This is a genomic window from Achromobacter sp. ACM05 (assembly GCF_019218915.1).
GTDB classification, from domain to species: domain Bacteria; phylum Pseudomonadota; class Gammaproteobacteria; order Burkholderiales; family Burkholderiaceae_B; genus Achromobacter; species Achromobacter animicus.
Genome location: NZ_JAHUWQ010000001.1, coordinates 771,606 through 788,305, shown reverse-complemented (window position 1 = coordinate 788,305; position 16,700 = coordinate 771,606). Strand labels below are relative to the sequence as shown.

The window sequence follows — 16,700 nt, the reverse complement described above, 5'->3', positions numbered from 1 at the left end:
GGCGATCTCTCGTGCTTGCAACCATTGTCAGAAGGCTGCTGCAGACCATCGTCGTCATGCTCGTCATGTCGGCGTTGGTCTTTGCCGGCATTTACATGGTCGGCGATCCCGTCTCGATGCTGGCCAGTCCCGAAGCGACCGAGGCGCAACGCGCCGCGATCAGCGCGTCGCTGGGACTGGACCAGCCGTTGTGGCGGCAGTACCTGATCTTCATGAGCCAGGCCGTGCGCGGCGATTTCGGGAACAGTTTCCTGACCGGCGAGCCGGCCATGCATCTGATCCTGGAACGCATGCCCGCTACGGTGGAGCTGGCCTGTGTGGCGATGCTGCTGTCGGTGCTGATCGGCGTGCCGCTCGGCATTCTGGCCGGTCTGAAACCTGCAGCAGTGGGTTCGCGAGCGATCATGACGGGCTCGGTGCTGGGGTTCTCGTTGCCGAACTTCTGGGTGGGCCTGATGCTCATCATGGTGTTCGCCGTGATGCTGGGCTGGGTGCCGGCCGGCGGCCGTGGCGACACGGTCAGCATCGGCTCGCTGCAGTTGAGCGTGCTGACGTTCGATGGCTGGCTTAGCTTGGCGTTGCCTGCAGCGACCATTGCCTTCGCCAAGTGCGCGATGATCATTCGCGTAACGCGGGCCGCCACACGCGAAGCGCTGCCCATGGATTACATCAAGTTCGCGCGCGCCAAGGGCCTGTCCGAAAAGCGCGTGCTGGGCGTGCATCTGCTCAAGAACATCCTGATTCCGGTGGTGACGGTGGCGGGCCTGGAGTTCGGCCAGGTGATGGCGTTTGCTGTCGTGACCGAGACCGTGTTTTCGTGGCCGGGCATGGGCAAGCTGCTGATCGATTCCATCATCAACCTGGATCGTCCGGTGGTGGTGGCGTATCTGCTGCTGATCGTGTTCTTCCTGGTCATGTTGAATCTGGTGGTGGACATCATCTACACGGTGCTGGACCCCCGCGTACGTTTGGATAGCCGCCGATGAACTCGCCCGCCACCGTCGCCTCGCCCCCGGCCCCGACGAAAGAGCAGACGCCCTGGCGCCGCTTCGTGTCGGATTTCTTCGCCAGCAAGCTCGCCACGCTGGGGCTGGTGATGTTGATCGTGATCGTGGGGGCGGCGTTGCTGGCGCCCTGGATCGCGCCGCAGAATCCGTACGATCTGGCCAGCCTGGACATCATGGATTCAAAGCTCAAGCCTGGCAGCGAAAGCGGGGATGGTTCGATGCGCTACTTGCTAGGCACCGACGGCCAGGCGCGCGATCTCTTTTCCGCCATTCTGTACGGCATGCGCACCAGTTTGATGGTGGCCACGGTGTCGGTGCTGGCCGCCTTCGGCATTGGCGCGACGGTTGGGCTGATTGCCGCCTATTTCGGCGGACGCATCGATGCCCTGCTGATGCGGGTTGTGGATATCCAGTTGTCGTTCCCGGCGATCCTGGTGGCGCTGATGTTGCTGGCGATTCTGGGCAAGGGTGTGGATAAGGTGATCATCGCGCTCATCGTCGTGCAGTGGGCGTATTTTGCGCGGGCGGCACGCGGCGCGGCGCTGGTCGAGCGCGGCAAGGAATATGTGGAGGCGGCGCGCTGCATGTCGCTGTCGTGGTCACGCGTGCTGTTCCGGCATGTGCTGCCGAATTGCATGCCGCCGCTCATCGTGATCGCCACGATCGACCTGGCGCACGCGATCGCGCTGGAAGCCACGCTGTCGTTTCTGGGTGTCGGCGTGCCGGTGACGGAACCGTCGCTGGGCATGCTGATCTACAACGGCTTTGAATACCTGCTGTCGGGCCAGTATTGGATTTCGTTCTTTCCCGGCATTGCGCTGGCACTGGCCATCATCGCCATCAATCTGGTGGGCGACCACCTGCGCGATGTGCTCAACCCGCGGCATGCGAATTGAGGACAGGAGCGATGCAGACACTTGCGGCGCAACGCCCCCTGCCTGACCGTTCCCCGGTGCTTGATGTGCATGGGCTGAAGACGCATTTCTTCACGCGCAACGGCGTGGTCAAGGCCGTGGACGGCGTGGACCTGACGCTGGCCGAGGGCGAAATCCTGGGCCTTGTCGGCGAGTCCGGATCGGGCAAGAGCATCACGGGGTTTTCCTTGATGGGCCTCTTGGATGAACCCGGCCGCATCGTCGAAGGCCAGGTGCTGCTCAACGGTGAGGACCTGCGCGCGGCCACGCCTGCGCGATGGCGGCAGTTGCGGGGACAGGAGATCGCGATGATCTTCCAGGACCCGATGATGACGCTTAACCCGGTGCTGCGCGTGGATACGCAGATGATCGAAGCGGTGCAGGCGCACGCCAAGGTATCGCGCGACGCGGCGCGACAGCGCGCGCTGCAGACGCTTGCCATGGTTGGCATTCCGTCGCCCGAAGAGCGACTGCGGACGTATCCGCATCAGCTGTCGGGCGGCATGCGCCAGCGCGTGGCCATCGCCATTGCGCTGTTGAATTCTCCGCGCCTCATCATTGCGGACGAGCCCACGACGGCGCTGGATGTCACGATTCAAGGCCAGATCCTGTTCGAGGTGCAGAAACTCTGCCGCGAAACGGGGACCGGTCTCATCTGGATCACGCATGACCTGGCCGTGGTGGCGGGTCTGGCCGATCGCGTGTCGGTGATGTATGCGGGGCGCGTCGTGGAAACCGGCAGCACCGAGGCGGTCATCCGCCACCCGATGCATCCCTACACGCACGGGTTGATCGCGTCGATCCCGACGCCGCAGTCGCGCGGCAAGCCACTGGTGCCGATTCCCGGGATGACGCCGTCGCTGCTCAACCTGCCGCAGGGCTGTGCATTCCGAGGGCGGTGTCCGCGCGCGACGGACGCCTGTCTGGTCGAACCGCCGCCTGTCGAAGTCCGCCCGGCGCAATGGGTGCGCTGCTGGCATGCTGGAGCGCCGGACACGATATGAACGACGCCCTGAACAGTCCCACGCCGATCCTCGCCCTGCGCGACGTCGAACTACGCTTCGTGCAGCCGGTGGATCTGGCCGGCCGCATCGCCAACCTGCTGGGCGCGGGACTGAAGACGCAGGTGGTGCATGCCGTGGCCGGCGTGGACTTGGCGGTCAGACCGGGCGAAGTGATCGGCATCGTCGGTGAATCAGGCTGTGGAAAATCCACGCTGGGCCGCATCGTGTCGGGCATCCTGCCGCCGACCGCTGGGCAGGTGGACTATCAGGGCAAGCCCGTGCAAGCCATGAAGGGCCCGGAGCGGCGCGCGTACGAGCTGGGCGTGCAGATGATCTTCCAGGATCCGTACGCGTCCCTGAATCCGCGCATGCGCGTGCGCGAGATCATCGGCGAGGCGCCCGCGGCACATGGCCTGATCCGGTCGCGGGACAAGCAGGAGTACGTGGCCGGTTTGATGCGCCAGGTGGGGCTTGATCCGAGCTTTGCACAGCGTTATCCCCATCAGTTTTCGGGCGGCCAGCGTCAGCGCATCGGCATTGCTCGGGCATTGGCGCTGAAACCATCGGTCATCGTCTGCGACGAGGCCGTGGCCGCGCTGGACGTGTCGATCCAGGCGCAGGTGCTGAATCTGTTCGAACGGCTGCGAGATGAGCTGGACCTGACGTATCTGTTCATCAGCCATAACCTCAGCGTGGTCAGCCATATCTCGGACCGCGTGGCGATCATGTATTTGGGACGCATCGTCGAGCTGGCCGATACCGATACGGTGTTCGCGCGCGCCAATCATCCGTACACGCAGGCGCTGCTCAAGGAGCTGCCGACGCTGGTGCCCGGGCGGCGTGCGTATCAGCCCATCCGGGGCGAGCTGCCCTCGCCCCTGGATCCGCCCACGGGGTGCGCGTTTCACCCGCGGTGTCCCCATGCCATGCCGCGCTGCAAGGCCGAGCGCCCGCTCCTGCGCGAAATCGCGCCAGGCCAGTTCAGCGCCTGCCATTTGAACGATGCCGCCTGACCTGCGCCGAAAAAGGGCTGGACGCGGCACGCGGGGCGGCGCGAGAATTCCCCGACCAGCAGGCCATTTGCGCGTGCGCCCTCCTTCAATCCAGACAGCTTATCCACAGCCATGAAAACCATTGCCGAAATCGAACGCGTACACGGGGACCTGACGGCCCTGCGACGCGACATCCATGCGCATCCGGAACTGGCGTTCCAGGAAACGCGCACGTCCAACCTGGTGGCCGAACGCCTGCGCGGCTGGGGACTCGAAGTCCACACGGGGCTGGGGAAAACCGGTGTGGTGGGCATTTTGCGCGCCGGCAGCGGCGGCAAGACCATCGGCCTGCGCGCCGATATGGATGCTTTGCCGATGCCGGAACACAACCGGTTTGCCCACAAGTCCACGATCAGCGGGCGCATGCACGGCTGCGGCCATGATGGGCACACGACGATGCTGCTGGGCGCCGCGCAATACCTGTCCACGCATCGCAATTTCGACGGCACGGTCGTGTTCATCTTCCAGCCGGCCGAGGAAGGCGGCAACGCCGGCGCGCGCGCCATGATGCAGGATGGGCTGTTCGACAAGTTTCCCTGCGATGCGGTGTTCGGCATCCACAACATGCCGGGCATGCCGGTCAATCAGTTCGGCTTCCGGTCGGGGCCGACGATGGCCTCAAGTAACCGCTGGGACATCGTGATCAAGGGTGTCGGCGGGCATGCGGCTCAGCCGCATTCGTCTGTTGACCCCATCATCGTGGCCGCCGACATGGTGCATGCGCTGCAGACGGTCATCTCGCGCAGCAAGAATCCGCTGGATCAGGCGGTGCTGTCGATCACGCAGATTCACGCGGGCGATGCCTACAACGTGATTCCCGGCGAGGCCGTGCTGCGCGGCACGGTACGCACGTATTCCGTGGAGACGCTGGACAAGATCGAAGCCGACATGCGCCGCATCGCCACCACCCTGCCGCAGGTCTATGGCGGCACGGGCGAGCTGGATTTTGTGCGCGCGTATCCGCCGCTGGTGAACTGGGAAAACGAAACCGCGTTTGCGGCCAAGGTTGCCGAAGACACCTTTGGCGCGGAAAACGTGCTGCGCGACATGCCGCCCTTCATGGGCGCGGAGGATTTTTCGTTCTTCCTGGAATCCGTGCCGGGCTCGTATCTGTTCCTGGGCAACGGCGACGGCGATCACCGCATGGAGTCGTATCACGGCATGGGTCCGTGCCAGCTGCACAACCCCAACTACGACTTCAACGACGCGCTGCTGCCGGTTGGCGCGACGTACTGGGTGAAGCTGGTCGAGGCCTTCATGCCGGCCAAGTAAGGACCAATACGCTATTTGCTTATATGCGGATGGCCATGAAGCCGCGGGGGCGCCCCGCGGCTTTTTGCTATATGACGTAAAGCTTTGATCAAACGCCGATATCTTCGTTTGAGATACATGGCGCGGTTTCCATAATCGGTCGTTCCAGCCATGCCGCAAGGCGAATACGGAGCGATCGATGTCCCAGAGCAATGCCTTGCGGCGCGAAGCGCACGCCGCCCCCCAGCCGCAGTCCTTTGACGTGCGCCCCCTGCCCGGTCCCCTGGGCGCGGAAATCATCGGCCTGGACCTGGCGCAGGAACTGGCGCCCGCCGATTTTGCGCGCGTGCACAAGGCGCATCTGGACCATCACCTGTTGGTGTTCCGCGACCAGCGCATCACGCCCCAGCAGCACATCGATTTCAGCCGCCGCTTCGGCCGCCTGATGATCCACGTGCTGCACCAATTCCACCTGCCGGGCCATCCCGAGATCCTGACTGTCTCGAACATTCTGGAAGACGGCAAGCCTATCGGGCTGGGCGACGCGGGCAAGTACTGGCACTCGGACATCTCGTACAAGGAACTGCCCAGCCTGGGGTCGCTGCTGCATGCGCAGGAATTGCCTGCCGAAGGCGGCGACACCCTGTTCGCGAACATGCACCTGGCCTACGACACCTTGCCGCTGGCGCTGAAAGACGCGATCGACGGCAAGCGCGGCGTGCATTCCTACCTGGCCCAATACGGGCAATTGCAGAAGGAAGGCAATTGGCGCCCGAATTTGAGCGCGCAGCAGATTGCGCAGGTGCAGGAGGTGGTGCATCCGGTCGTGCGCACGCATCCGGAGAACGGCCGCCGCGCGCTGTTCGTGAGCGAAGGCTTCACGACTCGCATTGAAGGATTGCCCGAAGACGAGAGCCGCGCGCTCCTCGCCGAGCTGTTCGCCCATAGCGTGCGGCCGGAACACATCTACCGCCACAAATGGCAGCCGCATGATCTGGTGTTCTGGGACAACCGCTCGCTGATCCACCTGGCGGGCGGCACGCCGGATCACCTGCGCCGCAAGCTCTACCGCACCACGATCGAAGGCGATGTGCCGTTCTGACGCGCGCATGTCGGCCTTAAACCACTTATCCACAAGGAACGCCATGCGTTTGACCTCCACGCTACGGGATCGACTGGTTCAGACCGCCACGGGCGCGGGCCTCGCGCTGATACTTGCCGTGCTGGCGCTGGCTTCGCCGACGCCGGCCATGGCCGAAGGGCGCATCCGCATTGCCGAACAGTACGGCATCGTCTATCTGCTGCTGAACGTGGCGCGAGACCAGCAACTCATCGAAAAGCACGGCAAAGCCGAAGGTGTGGATATCTCAGTCGAGTGGGCCAAGCTGTCCGGCGGCTCGGCGGTGAATGACGCGCTGCTGTCGGGGTCTGTGGATATCGCGGGGGCGGGCGTGGGACCGCTCTTGACGATCTGGGATCGCACGCACGGCAAGCAGAACGTGAAGGGCGTGGCGTCGCTGGGCAACTTTCCATACTACCTGGTCACCAACAACCCGAACGTGAAGACGATCGCCGACTTCACGGACAAGGACCGCATCGCCGTGCCCGCCGTGGGCGTGTCGGTGCAATCGCGCGTGCTGCAGCTGGCGTCGGCCAAGCTGTGGGGCGACGCGCAGTACAACAAGCTGGACAAGATCTCGGTGGCGCTGCCGCACCCGGACGCCGCGGCGGCCATCATTGCCGGCGGCACGGAAATCACCGGCCACTTCGGCAACCCGCCTTTCCAGGAACAGGAGCTGGCCGAGAACCCCAAGGCGCGCATCGTGCTCAATTCGTATGACGTGCTGGGCGGCCCCAGTTCGTCGACGGTGCTGTTCGCCACCGAGAAATTCCGCCGCGACAATCCCAAGACCTACAAGGCCTTCCAGGAAGCGCTGAAGGAAGCCGCCAGTTTTGCCGCCGCCAATCCGGAGAAGGCCGCGGACATCTACCTGCGCGTCACCGGCGCCAAGCAGGATCGCGACTTCCTCATCAAGGTCATCAAGAATCCCGACGTGCAGTTCAAGCTGCAGCCGCAGAACACGTTCGCGCTGGCGCAGTTCATGCACAAGGTCGGCGCGATCAAGAATGCGCCGGCAAGCTGGCGCGACTATTTCTTCGACGATCCCGTCACGGCGCAGGGCAGCTGACATGGCTGTGAGCCCCGCCGCCCCTGTGGATAACGTTCAACGGCCCACGCCTTTGCTGGCTGTGGATAAGGTGTCGATCGAATATAAGACGCGCGAACGGCGTGTACGCGCGACGCATCAGGTCAGTTTTGACGTGCACGGCGCCGAGCGTTTCATTCTGCTCGGGCCGTCCGGCTGCGGGAAATCGACGCTGCTCAAGGCGGTTGCGGGCTTCATCGAACCCACTGAGGGACGGATCGCGATCGACGGCAAGACCGTGCAAGGGCCTGGCCCGGACCGCATCGTGGTGTTCCAGGAATTCGACCAGTTGCCGCCCTGGAAGACGCTGCGCCAGAACGTGGCGTTTCCGCTGCTGGCCTCGCGCAAGCTCAACCGGCGCGAGGCCGATGAACGGGCGATGCATTACCTGGACAAGGTGGGGCTGGCGGCCTTTGCCGATGCCTATCCGCATACGCTGTCGGGCGGCATGAAGCAGCGCGTGGCCATTGCGCGCGCGCTGGCCATGCAGCCGCGCGTGTTGCTGATGGACGAGCCCTTCGCGGCGCTGGATGCGCTGACGCGCCGTCGCATGCAGGAAGAGCTGATGGCGCTGTGGGACGACGTGCGGTTTACGCTGCTGTTCGTCACACACTCGATCGAAGAGGCGTTGGTGCTGGGCAGCCGCATCCTGTTGCTGTCCCCGCATCCGGGCCGCGTGCGCGCCGAACTGAATGCGCACGGCTTTGACCTGCACAGCCAGGGCTCGGCGGCGTTTCAGGCGGCGTCGCGCCGCATTCACGACCTGTTGTTCGAAACCGCCCCGCTGGCTCAGGCCGAGCGCGAGGCGGCCTGAAAGGAGCGCGCATGAGCATCAGCCATGCCGGATCGGCGTTCATTCGCCCCGAGGTGGAATACGACCTGCCGCCCCTGCCCCCGCAGGCCGCCGAAGCGCCGCTGCCGTGGCACGAGCGGCTGTGGCAGCACGCCGCCCTGCGCAAGGGCGTGATCCTTGTCCTGTTGGCGGCGGTGTGGGAGCTGGCGGCGCGTTATACCGACAATGATCTGCTGTTGCCCGGCGCATGGCAGACCGCGCAGGCCTTTGTCGACGGCGTGACCAGCGGCGAGCTGCTGGCGCGCGCCGGACAGTCGATGCGCGTGCTGGTGCAGGGCTATCTGGCAGGTGTCGTGCTCGCCTTTGTGCTGACGACGCTGGCGGTGTCCACGCGGTTCGGCCGTGATCTGCTGTCCACCCTGACGGCGATGTTCAACCCGCTGCCGGCGATTGCCTTGCTGCCGCTGGCGCTGCTGTGGTTCGGACTGGGCGAAGGCAGCCTGGTGTTCGTGCTGATCCACTCGGTACTGTGGGCGCTGGCGCTGAACATGTATGCGGGCTTTCTGGGGGTGTCTGACACCCTGCGGATGGCGGGGCGCAATTACGGGCTGACCGGGTTGCGCTACGTCCTGCAGATTCTGGTGCCGGCCGCGCTGCCCGCCATCCTGGCCGGATTGAAGATCGGCTGGGCGTTCGCGTGGCGCACGCTGATTGCCGCCGAACTGGTGTTTGGCGCGTCCAGCGGCAAGGGCGGGCTGGGCTGGTACATCTTTCAGAACCGCAACGAGTTATACACAGACCGGGTGTTCGCGGGCTTGGCCGCGGTGGTCATCATCGGTCTGCTTGTGGAAAACCTGGCGTTCGATACGCTGGAGCGTCTGACGGTGCGGCGGTGGGGGATGCAGCGGTGATTGGCGTGCGGTTTGCGGCGGATGGCGCGGGATGATTCCGGTGATTGTTGCGGCGATTGTTGCAGCGATCGTGCGATCAGAATGAAAAAGGGGGGCGGCCATGATGCCGCCCCCCTTCTCATGGATGGTGCGTAGCGCTTACAGCTTCAGCCCCAACGCCTTGGCGACGCCTTCGGCATAGGCCGGATCGGCCTTCCGGAAGTGATCCAGCTGGCGGCGCTGGATGACTTCCGGCACGCTGGCCATGTGGCGGCCGATGTTGCCGAACAGCAATTCCTGCTGCGCCGGCGTCATCAGGCGGAACAAGGCGCCCGGTTGCGAGTAATAGTCGTCATCGACGCGATGGTTCCAGCGGGCCGCGGCCTGGCCGTCCAGCGCCAGCGGCGGTTCGGCCGCCGAGGGCGTTTCCTTCCACTCGCCCGCGCTGTTGGGCTCGTAGTTGATCGTGGCGCCGGCATTGCCGTCCACCCGGCCGGCCCCGTCGCGATGGAAGCTGTGGAACGGGCACTTGGGCGCATTCACCGGGATCTGGTGATGGTTGATGCCCAGGCGATAGCGGTGCGTGTCGCCATACGAGAACAGGCGGCCCTGCAGCATCTTGTCCGGCGAGAAGCCGATGCCCGGGACCACGTTGGCCGGCGTGAAGGCGGCCTGCTCGACCTCGGCGAAGTAGTTCTCGGGGTTGCGGTTCAGCTCCAGCACGCCGACTTCGATCAAGGGGTAGTCGCCATGCGGCCAGACCTTGGTCAGGTCGAACGGGTTGATGTGATACGTCGCCGCTTCGGCCTCGGGCATGATCTGCACCTTCAACGTCCACTTCGGGAAGTTGCCCTCCTCGATGTTCTGGAACAGGTCGCGCTGCGAGCTTTCGCGGTCGTGGGCGACGACCTGCGCGGCCTCTTCATCGGTCAGACAGGCGATGCCCTGCTGCGACTTGAAGTGGAACTTCACATAGAAGCGTTCGTTGTTGGCGTTGATGAAGCTGAACGTGTGCGAGCCAAAGCCGTGCTGCTGGCGCAGGTTGGCGGGGATGCCGCGATCGCTCATCAGCGTGGTGACCTGGTGCAGCGATTCGGGGTTGAGCGACCAGAAATCCCACGCCGCGGTGGCGTTGCGCAGGTTGGTCTTGGGATCGCGCTTCTGGGTGTGGATAAAGTCGGGGAACTTCAGCGGGTCGCGGATGAAGAAGACGGGCGTGTTGTTGCCGACCAGATCCCAGTTGCCTTCGTCGGTGTAGAACTTGATGGCAAAGCCGCGCACGTCGCGTTCGGCGTCAGCCGCGCCGCGTTCGCCGGCGACGGTCGAAAAGCGCAGGAAGAGCGGCGTCTCTTTGCCGACTTTGGAAAAGATGTTGGCGCGGGTGTAGCGGGTGATGTCGTGGGTGACGGTGAACTTGCCATAGGCGCCGGAGCCCTTGGCGTGGACGACGCGCTCGGGAATGCGTTCGCGGTCGAAGTGGGCAAGTTTTTCAATCAGCCAGAAATCTTCCAGCAGGGCCGGGCCGCGGGGGCCGGCGGTCAGGGTGTTGTTGTTGTCCGGTACTGGGGCGCCCGAGGCGGTAGTCAGAGGCTTCTTGTCGGTCATGGCACACTCCCTAGATCATTTCTGGATGACGCGGATCCGCTTGGCGGGCCGCGCGCGTTGCAGCAAAAACTCCGGCGGGCGGGACGCCGGAGGGCAAATTCAGAGCCATCATAGGTGTCATGGTTGACTGTGTGAAGTTGATTGATCCTGCTTTGTCGATAAGTAATACCTATGTATATGCCTCATGGGCATAGAAAATGCTGAGTGTGCCTTCCGCGTTTCATTGGCAACGGGCGTAAAAAAACCGGCCTCGAAAGGCCGGTTTCTTGTGTCGGGAAGGCGATCAGCGATTGGCTGCCGCTTCCGACTTTTTCTGGATGGCGCGGGTAATGGACCACTGCTGCGCGATCGACAGGATGTTGTTGACGCACCAGTACAGCACCAGGCCGGCCGGGAAGAAGAACATCATCCCGCCGAACACCAGCGGCATGATCATCATGACCTTGGCCTGGATGGGATCCGGGGGCGTCGGGTTCAGTTTGATCTGCAGGAACATGGTGGCCATCATGATGGCAGGCAGAATGAAGAACGGATCGCGGACCGACAGGTCGTGCACCCACAGGATCCACGGCGCGCCGCGCATTTCCACGCTGGCCAGCAGCACCCAGTACAGCGAGATGAACACCGGAATCTGAACCAGCATCGGCAGGCAGCCGCCCAGCGGGTTGATCTTTTCGGTGCGGTACATCTCCATCATGGCCGCATTGAGCTTCTGCTTGTCGTCGCCGTACTTTTCCTTCAGGGCCTGCAGGCGGGGAGCCACCTGCTTCATGCGGGCCATCGAGCGGTAGCTGGCGGCGGCCAGGGGATAGAACACGGCCTTGATCAGCACGGTCAGCGCAACGATCGTCCAGCCCCAGTTGCCCAGGATGGAATGCAGCCAGGTCATCAGGGTGAACAGCGGCTTGGCGATGATGGTCAGCCAGCCGTAGTCGACCACCAGTTCCAGGCCAGGCGCCAGCGCGGCCATGGCCTTCTGGTCTTGCGGACCGACCCACAGGTGCGAATCGACGCGGGCGGCGGCGCCGGGGGCGATGTCGCCGACGGCTTCGATGCTGCGGCCGGCGTACAGGTTCGGCTGGACTTCAAGCAGTTCGTTGGTGCGCGGCTTGCCTTGCGGGGGCACCCAGGCCGTGGCGAAGTAGTGCTGGACGACGGCGATCCAGCCGTTGTCCGCCTGCTTGATGTAGCTGGCCTTCTTCTTCTGGATGTCGCTGAACGTGCTCTTCTGGAACTTGTCCTGGTCCGAGTAGACGGCAAAGCCCGTGAACGTGTGATAGAAGCTGGACGTGTCGGCCGGGTCGTTGCCGTCGCGCTCGATCTGCAGGTACAGCGAGGGCGTGACGGGGGCGGTGCCGACGTTGGCCAGGTCATGGCGCACGTCGATGTCGTAGCGGCCACGGTGCAGGGTGAACGTCTTGGTGACCTTCACGCCGCCGGATTCGCCTTCGAACGTGACGACCAGGTTGTCGCCGGTCAGTTCGCGTTCCTGGGAGACCAGACGGAAAGGCGTCTGGTGCGTGGGGAAGCTTTGGCCGCTGGGGGCGCCGACAACGCCGGTCTGCACCACGTAGTTCAGGCCCGCCGAGCGGTCCAGCAGAACCGTGGGCTTGTCGGCCTGGCCGGTGGCCGGGTACTTCAGCAGTTCGGCGCGCACAAGCTGGGCGCCCATCGTGTCGAAGGTCAGGCGCAGCACGTCGGTGGTGATGACGACTTCTTCGGAGCGCGTGGGAACGGGCGTGGCGGCGCCAGGCACCGTGGAGGCCGGGGCCGCGGTGGCAGCCGGGGCGCTGGGCACGGACGGCGTCGCGTTGTTGGCCGCAGCCGGCGCTTCGCTCGTGCTGGCCGCGGGCGGGGCCCCGAACAGCGACGGCTTGCCGTTATGGATTTGCCAGTTGTTCCAAAGGAGCAACAGCGAAAAGGAAAAAATCATCCAGAGGACGGTTCGTCGGATATCCATGGTGCCTACTGAAGTGAATACGGGCCAGCAAAGCCCGCCAGTTTAGCGTCAATCGTGCTCGATGCGGTGGCTGTGGGAGCAGCACCGGGCGTCGTTGGTTCCCTTGGCCGGTGGAACCGGATCCAGGCCACCGGGCGACCAGGGGTGGCACCGGCCGATGCGCCGGACGCCCAGCCAGAAGCCGCGCCATGCACCGTGGCGCTCGATCGCTTCGATCGCGTACGCCGAGCAGGTCGGAGTAAAACGGCACTGCCGGCCGATCCAGGGACTCAGGAAGAACCTGTAGAACCGGATCGGGGCAATGAGTAGTGCCTTGATCATCGTGCGATCCGCTCAAAGTGAGCGTCCACTTCGGCTCGGGCGGCGCGTTTCAGCGCAGTGAGCGTGGCGGGCGCAACCTTGCTATGCAGGCGCACGACGTAATCTCTTGCCGGCAGCGCCAGGCGCCGATGGCGGAACGCTTCGCGGATGACCCGCTTCAAGGCGTTGCGCGTGGAGGCGTGGGCGGCAAACCGCTTGGCGATGATGAGCCCCAAACGAGCACAGGCGTCCTGGCCGGGAGGCAGATCATTGGGAGCGGCGCTCACAATGAAGAATGCCCCTCGGGCAAGACGCCGGCCTTTAAGGGCGGCGGCAAACTCGGAGGGGCGATGCAGCCGCGCCTCCGGGGGAAGCGTGGAGCGCGGCATGGACTGCGGATCAGGCGGTTGCGCGGAACCGGAACAGGATTGCGAGAGATCTTGCAATATGGTCGGTCCGTGCAAAAGTCAGTTTCCGGAAAACCGGAAAACTGGACTTAGACGGCCAGACGCTTGCGGCCCTTGGCGCGGCGGGCGCTCAGGATGGCGCGGCCAGCGCGGGTTTTCATGCGCACGCGAAAGCCATGGGTGCGCTTGCGACGGGTAACGGAAGGTTGGTAGGTGCGTTTCATGGACGATCCACAAAAAGAACAAAGTCAGAAGGGACCTGCCCGGAGGGTTCCACGTCGCGCCAAGCAGAAGCGGGTATCCAGAGAGCGTTTTTGCAACGGGTTTTGCATGGGTTTTGCATCCAGTGCAAAAAACAACTCTTAGACGGGGCTCTGTACCGAGAATTTCATCTCGGGCGACCTATTCAGCAAAGCTAAAAACCGGACAAATTGCTCTTGTAGGGGCAATTGCGCTTTTGGCAATTTGCCCTTGCGGGAGCGTGTCCGGCCAAGCTTTCTGCGAAACCTTCTGACAGACAGAATTCGGAAAAGCCCACCATTTCAGCAAGTTTTCCCTGTCTTGTCAAACAGTTAAGGGGGTGCCATATAGACGCTTATGCCCCTCCCTGTGGATAACCCCCGCCCGGGCAAGGTAGAATCGAGGTTTGAATAAGAGCGACATGAAAGAATTCTGGCAGACCTGCGTCAGTCGTCTTGAGCAGGAACTCCCCCCCCAACAAATCAGCGCGTGGATACGACCGCTGGTCCCGCTTGCGTACGACGAAACGCAGGCGGTGCTGCGCGTTGCCGCGCCCAACCGCTTCAAGCTGGATTGGGTGCGCAAAAACTTTTCCCACCAGATCGAAGCGTTGGCCGCGGAGTGGTTCAAGCGACCGGTGCAGGTGCTGTTCGAGCTGCCTTCGCAAGGGACCGCGCCGCGTATGCCGGTCGCGCCCGTGCGTGCGCAGCAGCCAGTCCAGCAACCGCACCCGTCCGCTGCGCCCCCTTCCGGCGCCGCGCCGCCCGTGACGGTTACCGTGACGACCGCCCCGCCCCCGCCCGCCACGACCGCCGCTGCGCAGGCCGTGAACGCGGACGCCGCCAACATCGTGTACGAGCGATCGCGCCTGAACACCGACCTCACGTTCGAGAACTTCGTGACCGGTAAGGCCAACCAGCTCGCGCGCGCGGCGGCGTTGCAGGTCGCGGAAAATCCCGGCACCTCGTACAACCCGTTGTTCCTGTATGGCGGCGTCGGCCTGGGCAAGACCCACCTGATCCACGCCATCGGCAACGCCATGGTGGCGGCGGGCACCGGGGTGCGCGTGCGCTATGTGCATGCCGACCAATACGTGTCCGACGTGGTCAAGGCGTACCAGCGCAAGGCGTTCGACGATTTCAAGCGTTACTACCATTCGCTCGATCTTCTGCTGATCGACGACATCCAGTTCTTCTCCGGCAAGAACCGCACGCAGGAAGAATTCTTCTACGCGTTCGAGGCGATGGTCGCGCAGCGCAAGCAGATCATCATTACCAGCGATACGTACCCCAAGGAACTGTCGGGCATCGACAGCCGCCTGATCTCGCGCTTCGACTCGGGCCTCACGGTCGCCATCGAGCCGCCGGAACTTGAAATGCGCGTGGCGATCCTGCTGCGCAAGGCCGAGTCCGAAGGCGTGCCCATGCCCGAGGAAGTGGCCTTCTTCATCGCCAAGCACCTGCGCAGCAACGTGCGCGAACTGGAAGGCGCGCTGCGCAAGGTCCTGGCCTACGCGCGCTTCCACGGCCGCGACGTGCTGACGGTGGATGTCTGCAAGGAAGCGCTCAAGGACCTGCTGTCGGTGTCCAACGGCCAGATCACCGTGGAAAACATCCAGAAGACGGTGGCGGACTTCTACAAGATCAAGGTCGCCGACATGTACTCGAAACGCCGGCCGGCCAATATCGCGTTGCCGCGCCAGGTTGCGATGTACCTGGCCAAGGAGCTGACCCAGAAAAGCCTGCCGGAAATCGGCGATTTATTCGGCGGCCGTGATCACACCACGGTGCTGCACGCCGTTCGCAAGATTTCCGATGCCCGCGCCAAGCAAGCGGAGCTCAACCATACCCTGCACGTGTTGGAACAAACTCTAAAAGGATGAACATGCAACTCGTACAAACCACACGCGATGCATTGCTGAAACCGCTGTCGACTGTGGCGGGCATCGTCGAAAGACGCCATACCCTGCCCATTCTTGCGAACATCCTGATGCGCAAGGAAGGCAACAAGGTTGCCTTCATTGCGACCGACCTGGAAGTGCAGATCACGACGCACGCCGACTTTGGTGTCGGCCAGGACAACGAGTCCACCACGGTGGCCGCGCGCAAGCTGCTGGACATCCTGAAAGCCCTGCCCGATACCGGCGACGTGCGCCTGGCCCTGGCCAGCAACAAGCTGTCGGTGCAATCCGCCAAGAGCCGCTTTGCGCTGCAGACGCTGGCCGCCAGCGAGTTCCCCACCGTGGCCCAGCCCGAGCAGTGGGACGTGTCGCTGACCATGCCGCAGCGCACTCTGCGCCACCTGTTCAACATGGTGCATTTCGCCATGGCCCAGCAGGACATCCGCTACTACCTGAATGGCATGCTGCTGGTGTTTGAACCGGGCCGTGTGCGCGCGGTTGCCACCGACGGCCACCGCCTGGCGCACTGCTCGACCGAAGCCGACGGCATCGCCGAGCGCCACGAAGTCATCGTGCCGCGCAAGACCGTGCTGGAAATGCAGCGCCTGCTGGAAGACTCCGACGAGACCGTCTCCATCGACGTGGCGCCGGGCCAGATCCGTTTCCGCTTTGGCGACGTCGAGCTGGTCTCCAAGCTGGTCGAAGGCAAGTTCCCCGATTTCACGCGCGTGATTCCCACGAACTACTCGCGCCACTTCCTGGTCGGCCGCGAAGCGCTTCAGGGCAGCCTGCAGCGCGCCGCCATCCTGACCACGGACAAGTTCAAGGGCGTGCGCCTGCAACTGGCGCAGAACCAGATGAAGATCTCGTCCTCGAACGCCGAGCAGGAAGAGGCCCAGGAAGAAATCGACATCGACTACAGCCATGAAGCGCTGGACGTGGGCTTTAACGTGGGCTATCTGCTCGACGTGCTGTCCAACGTGAAGGTCGACAACATCCAGTGGTCGGTCATGCCCGATGCCAACGCGTCGGCGCTCATCACCCTGCCCGAAGACGACCAGTTCAAGTACGTCGTCATGCCCATGCGGATCTGATCCGCATTCCCCCCGTGGGTTTGTGCCGCTTGCGGACCGATGGTCCGCGGGCGGTCCGGCCGCCAGGCCGTTCTTT

The 16,700-nt window shown here is 63.8% G+C and carries 16 protein-coding genes; 11 read left to right on the top strand and 5 right to left on the bottom strand.

The genetic code is table 11. The features are described 5' to 3' along the window. The first annotated feature begins 11 nt into the window (after positions 1 to 11). The 9 genes from KW836_RS03555 (at position 12) to KW836_RS03515 (ending at position 9,139) form a co-directional block, all read left to right on the top strand. The gene (locus KW836_RS03555; protein WP_076518271.1) at positions 12 to 986 is read left to right on the top strand and encodes an ABC transporter permease; all 975 of its coding nucleotides are present in this window, start codon (positions 12 to 14) and stop codon (positions 984 to 986) included. Then, positions 983 to 1,903 carry an ABC transporter permease gene (locus KW836_RS03550; protein ID WP_218342479.1) on the top strand — a complete coding sequence of 307 codons (921 nt, stop codon included), beginning with the start codon at positions 983 to 985 and terminating at the stop codon, positions 1,901 to 1,903. Before KW836_RS03555 ends, KW836_RS03550 begins: the two co-directional genes overlap by 4 nt. 11 nt (positions 1,904 to 1,914) lie before the next feature. After that, on the top strand, positions 1,915 to 2,925 hold the full coding sequence (locus KW836_RS03545; RefSeq protein ID WP_218342478.1) for an ABC transporter ATP-binding protein: 1,011 nt from the start codon (positions 1,915 to 1,917) through the stop codon (positions 2,923 to 2,925). Continuing rightward, positions 2,922 to 3,938: an ABC transporter ATP-binding protein gene (locus KW836_RS03540; RefSeq protein WP_218342477.1), complete on the top strand. Its 1,017-nt coding sequence runs from the start codon at positions 2,922 to 2,924 to the stop codon at positions 3,936 to 3,938. Before KW836_RS03545 ends, KW836_RS03540 begins: the two co-directional genes overlap by 4 nt. 111 nt (positions 3,939 to 4,049) lie before the next feature. Further along, positions 4,050 to 5,249 (top strand): M20 aminoacylase family protein, encoded by a 1,200-nt coding sequence (locus KW836_RS03535; RefSeq protein WP_218342476.1) that lies wholly within the window; start codon positions 4,050 to 4,052, stop codon positions 5,247 to 5,249. Positions 5,250 to 5,427: 178 nt separating this feature from the next. After that, the gene (locus tag KW836_RS03530) at positions 5,428 to 6,330 is read left to right on the top strand and encodes a TauD/TfdA family dioxygenase (protein ID WP_218342475.1); all 903 of its coding nucleotides are present in this window, start codon (positions 5,428 to 5,430) and stop codon (positions 6,328 to 6,330) included. A 43-nt stretch (positions 6,331 to 6,373) separates the two neighbouring features. Then, positions 6,374 to 7,417, top strand: coding sequence for an ABC transporter substrate-binding protein (locus KW836_RS03525; protein ID WP_218342474.1), 1,044 nt, complete (start codon positions 6,374 to 6,376; stop codon positions 7,415 to 7,417). Between the two features lies 1 nt (position 7,418). Further along, positions 7,419 to 8,249, top strand: a complete 831-nt coding sequence (locus KW836_RS03520; RefSeq protein WP_218342473.1) for an ABC transporter ATP-binding protein — start codon at positions 7,419 to 7,421, stop codon at positions 8,247 to 8,249. 11 nt (positions 8,250 to 8,260) lie between these two features. Beyond that, on the top strand, positions 8,261 to 9,139 hold the full coding sequence (locus KW836_RS03515) for an ABC transporter permease (RefSeq protein ID WP_175124829.1): 879 nt from the start codon (positions 8,261 to 8,263) through the stop codon (positions 9,137 to 9,139). 138 nt (positions 9,140 to 9,277) lie between these two features. On the opposite strand, the gene KW836_RS03510 is transcribed toward KW836_RS03515, so the two are convergent. The 5 genes from KW836_RS03510 to rpmH form a co-directional block, all read right to left on the bottom strand. After that, entirely contained in the window at positions 9,278 to 10,723 is a 1,446-nt protein-coding gene (locus KW836_RS03510) for a catalase (RefSeq protein WP_175124830.1), read from the bottom strand. A gap of 283 nt (positions 10,724 to 11,006) precedes the next feature. Further along, on the bottom strand, positions 11,007 to 12,683 hold the full coding sequence (gene yidC, locus KW836_RS03505) for a membrane protein insertase YidC (protein ID WP_175124831.1): 1,677 nt from the start codon (positions 12,681 to 12,683) through the stop codon (positions 11,007 to 11,009). A gap of 48 nt (positions 12,684 to 12,731) precedes the next feature. Next, positions 12,732 to 13,004 carry a membrane protein insertion efficiency factor YidD gene (gene yidD, locus KW836_RS03500; RefSeq protein ID WP_175124832.1) on the bottom strand — a complete coding sequence of 91 codons (273 nt, stop codon included), beginning with the start codon at positions 13,002 to 13,004 and terminating at the stop codon, positions 12,732 to 12,734. Beyond that, the gene (locus KW836_RS03495) at positions 13,001 to 13,372 is read right to left on the bottom strand and encodes a ribonuclease P protein component (protein WP_218342472.1); all 372 of its coding nucleotides are present in this window, start codon (positions 13,370 to 13,372) and stop codon (positions 13,001 to 13,003) included. Before KW836_RS03495 ends, yidD begins: the two co-directional genes overlap by 4 nt. Positions 13,373 to 13,479: 107 nt before the next feature. Beyond that, positions 13,480 to 13,614 (bottom strand): 50S ribosomal protein L34, encoded by a 135-nt coding sequence (gene rpmH / locus KW836_RS03490; RefSeq protein ID WP_006228069.1) that lies wholly within the window; start codon positions 13,612 to 13,614, stop codon positions 13,480 to 13,482. Between the two features lie 437 nt (positions 13,615 to 14,051). Between rpmH and dnaA the strand changes: the two genes are divergently transcribed. Together dnaA and dnaN are read left to right on the top strand one after the other, a co-directional pair. Continuing rightward, on the top strand, positions 14,052 to 15,512 hold the full coding sequence (gene dnaA / locus KW836_RS03485; RefSeq protein WP_175136956.1) for a chromosomal replication initiator protein DnaA: 1,461 nt from the start codon (positions 14,052 to 14,054) through the stop codon (positions 15,510 to 15,512). Between the two features lie 2 nt (positions 15,513 to 15,514). Continuing rightward, positions 15,515 to 16,624, top strand: a complete 1,110-nt coding sequence (gene dnaN, locus KW836_RS03480) for a DNA polymerase III subunit beta (protein ID WP_175124835.1) — start codon at positions 15,515 to 15,517, stop codon at positions 16,622 to 16,624. Positions 16,625 to 16,700 lie beyond the last annotated feature (76 nt).

What these genes read in the sequence shown, in the direction of transcription:
- KW836_RS03550 (WP_218342479.1), top strand. Translation starts at nt 983, where the DNA reads ATGAACTCGCCCGCCACCGTCGCCTCGCCCCCGGCCCCGACGAAAGAG.
- KW836_RS03545 (WP_218342478.1), top strand. Translation starts at nt 1,915, where the DNA reads ATGCAGACACTTGCGGCGCAACGCCCCCTGCCTGACCGTTCCCCGGTG.
- KW836_RS03540 (WP_218342477.1), top strand. Translation starts at nt 2,922, where the DNA reads ATGAACGACGCCCTGAACAGTCCCACGCCGATCCTCGCCCTGCGCGAC.
- KW836_RS03535 (WP_218342476.1), top strand. Translation starts at nt 4,050, where the DNA reads ATGAAAACCATTGCCGAAATCGAACGCGTACACGGGGACCTGACGGCC.
- KW836_RS03530 (WP_218342475.1), top strand. Translation starts at nt 5,428, where the DNA reads ATGTCCCAGAGCAATGCCTTGCGGCGCGAAGCGCACGCCGCCCCCCAG.
- KW836_RS03525 (WP_218342474.1), top strand. Translation starts at nt 6,374, where the DNA reads ATGCGTTTGACCTCCACGCTACGGGATCGACTGGTTCAGACCGCCACG.
- KW836_RS03520 (WP_218342473.1), top strand. Translation starts at nt 7,419, where the DNA reads ATGGCTGTGAGCCCCGCCGCCCCTGTGGATAACGTTCAACGGCCCACG.
- KW836_RS03515 (WP_175124829.1), top strand. Translation starts at nt 8,261, where the DNA reads ATGAGCATCAGCCATGCCGGATCGGCGTTCATTCGCCCCGAGGTGGAA.
- KW836_RS03510 (WP_175124830.1), bottom strand. Translation starts at nt 10,723, where the DNA reads ATGACCGACAAGAAGCCTCTGACTACCGCCTCGGGCGCCCCAGTACCG.
- yidC (WP_175124831.1), bottom strand. Translation starts at nt 12,683, where the DNA reads ATGGATATCCGACGAACCGTCCTCTGGATGATTTTTTCCTTTTCGCTG.
- yidD (WP_175124832.1), bottom strand. Translation starts at nt 13,004, where the DNA reads ATGATCAAGGCACTACTCATTGCCCCGATCCGGTTCTACAGGTTCTTC.
- KW836_RS03495 (WP_218342472.1), bottom strand. Translation starts at nt 13,372, where the DNA reads ATGCCGCGCTCCACGCTTCCCCCGGAGGCGCGGCTGCATCGCCCCTCC.
- rpmH (WP_006228069.1), bottom strand. Translation starts at nt 13,614, where the DNA reads ATGAAACGCACCTACCAACCTTCCGTTACCCGTCGCAAGCGCACCCAT.
- dnaA (WP_175136956.1), top strand. Translation starts at nt 14,052, where the DNA reads ATGAAAGAATTCTGGCAGACCTGCGTCAGTCGTCTTGAGCAGGAACTC.
- dnaN (WP_175124835.1), top strand. Translation starts at nt 15,515, where the DNA reads ATGCAACTCGTACAAACCACACGCGATGCATTGCTGAAACCGCTGTCG.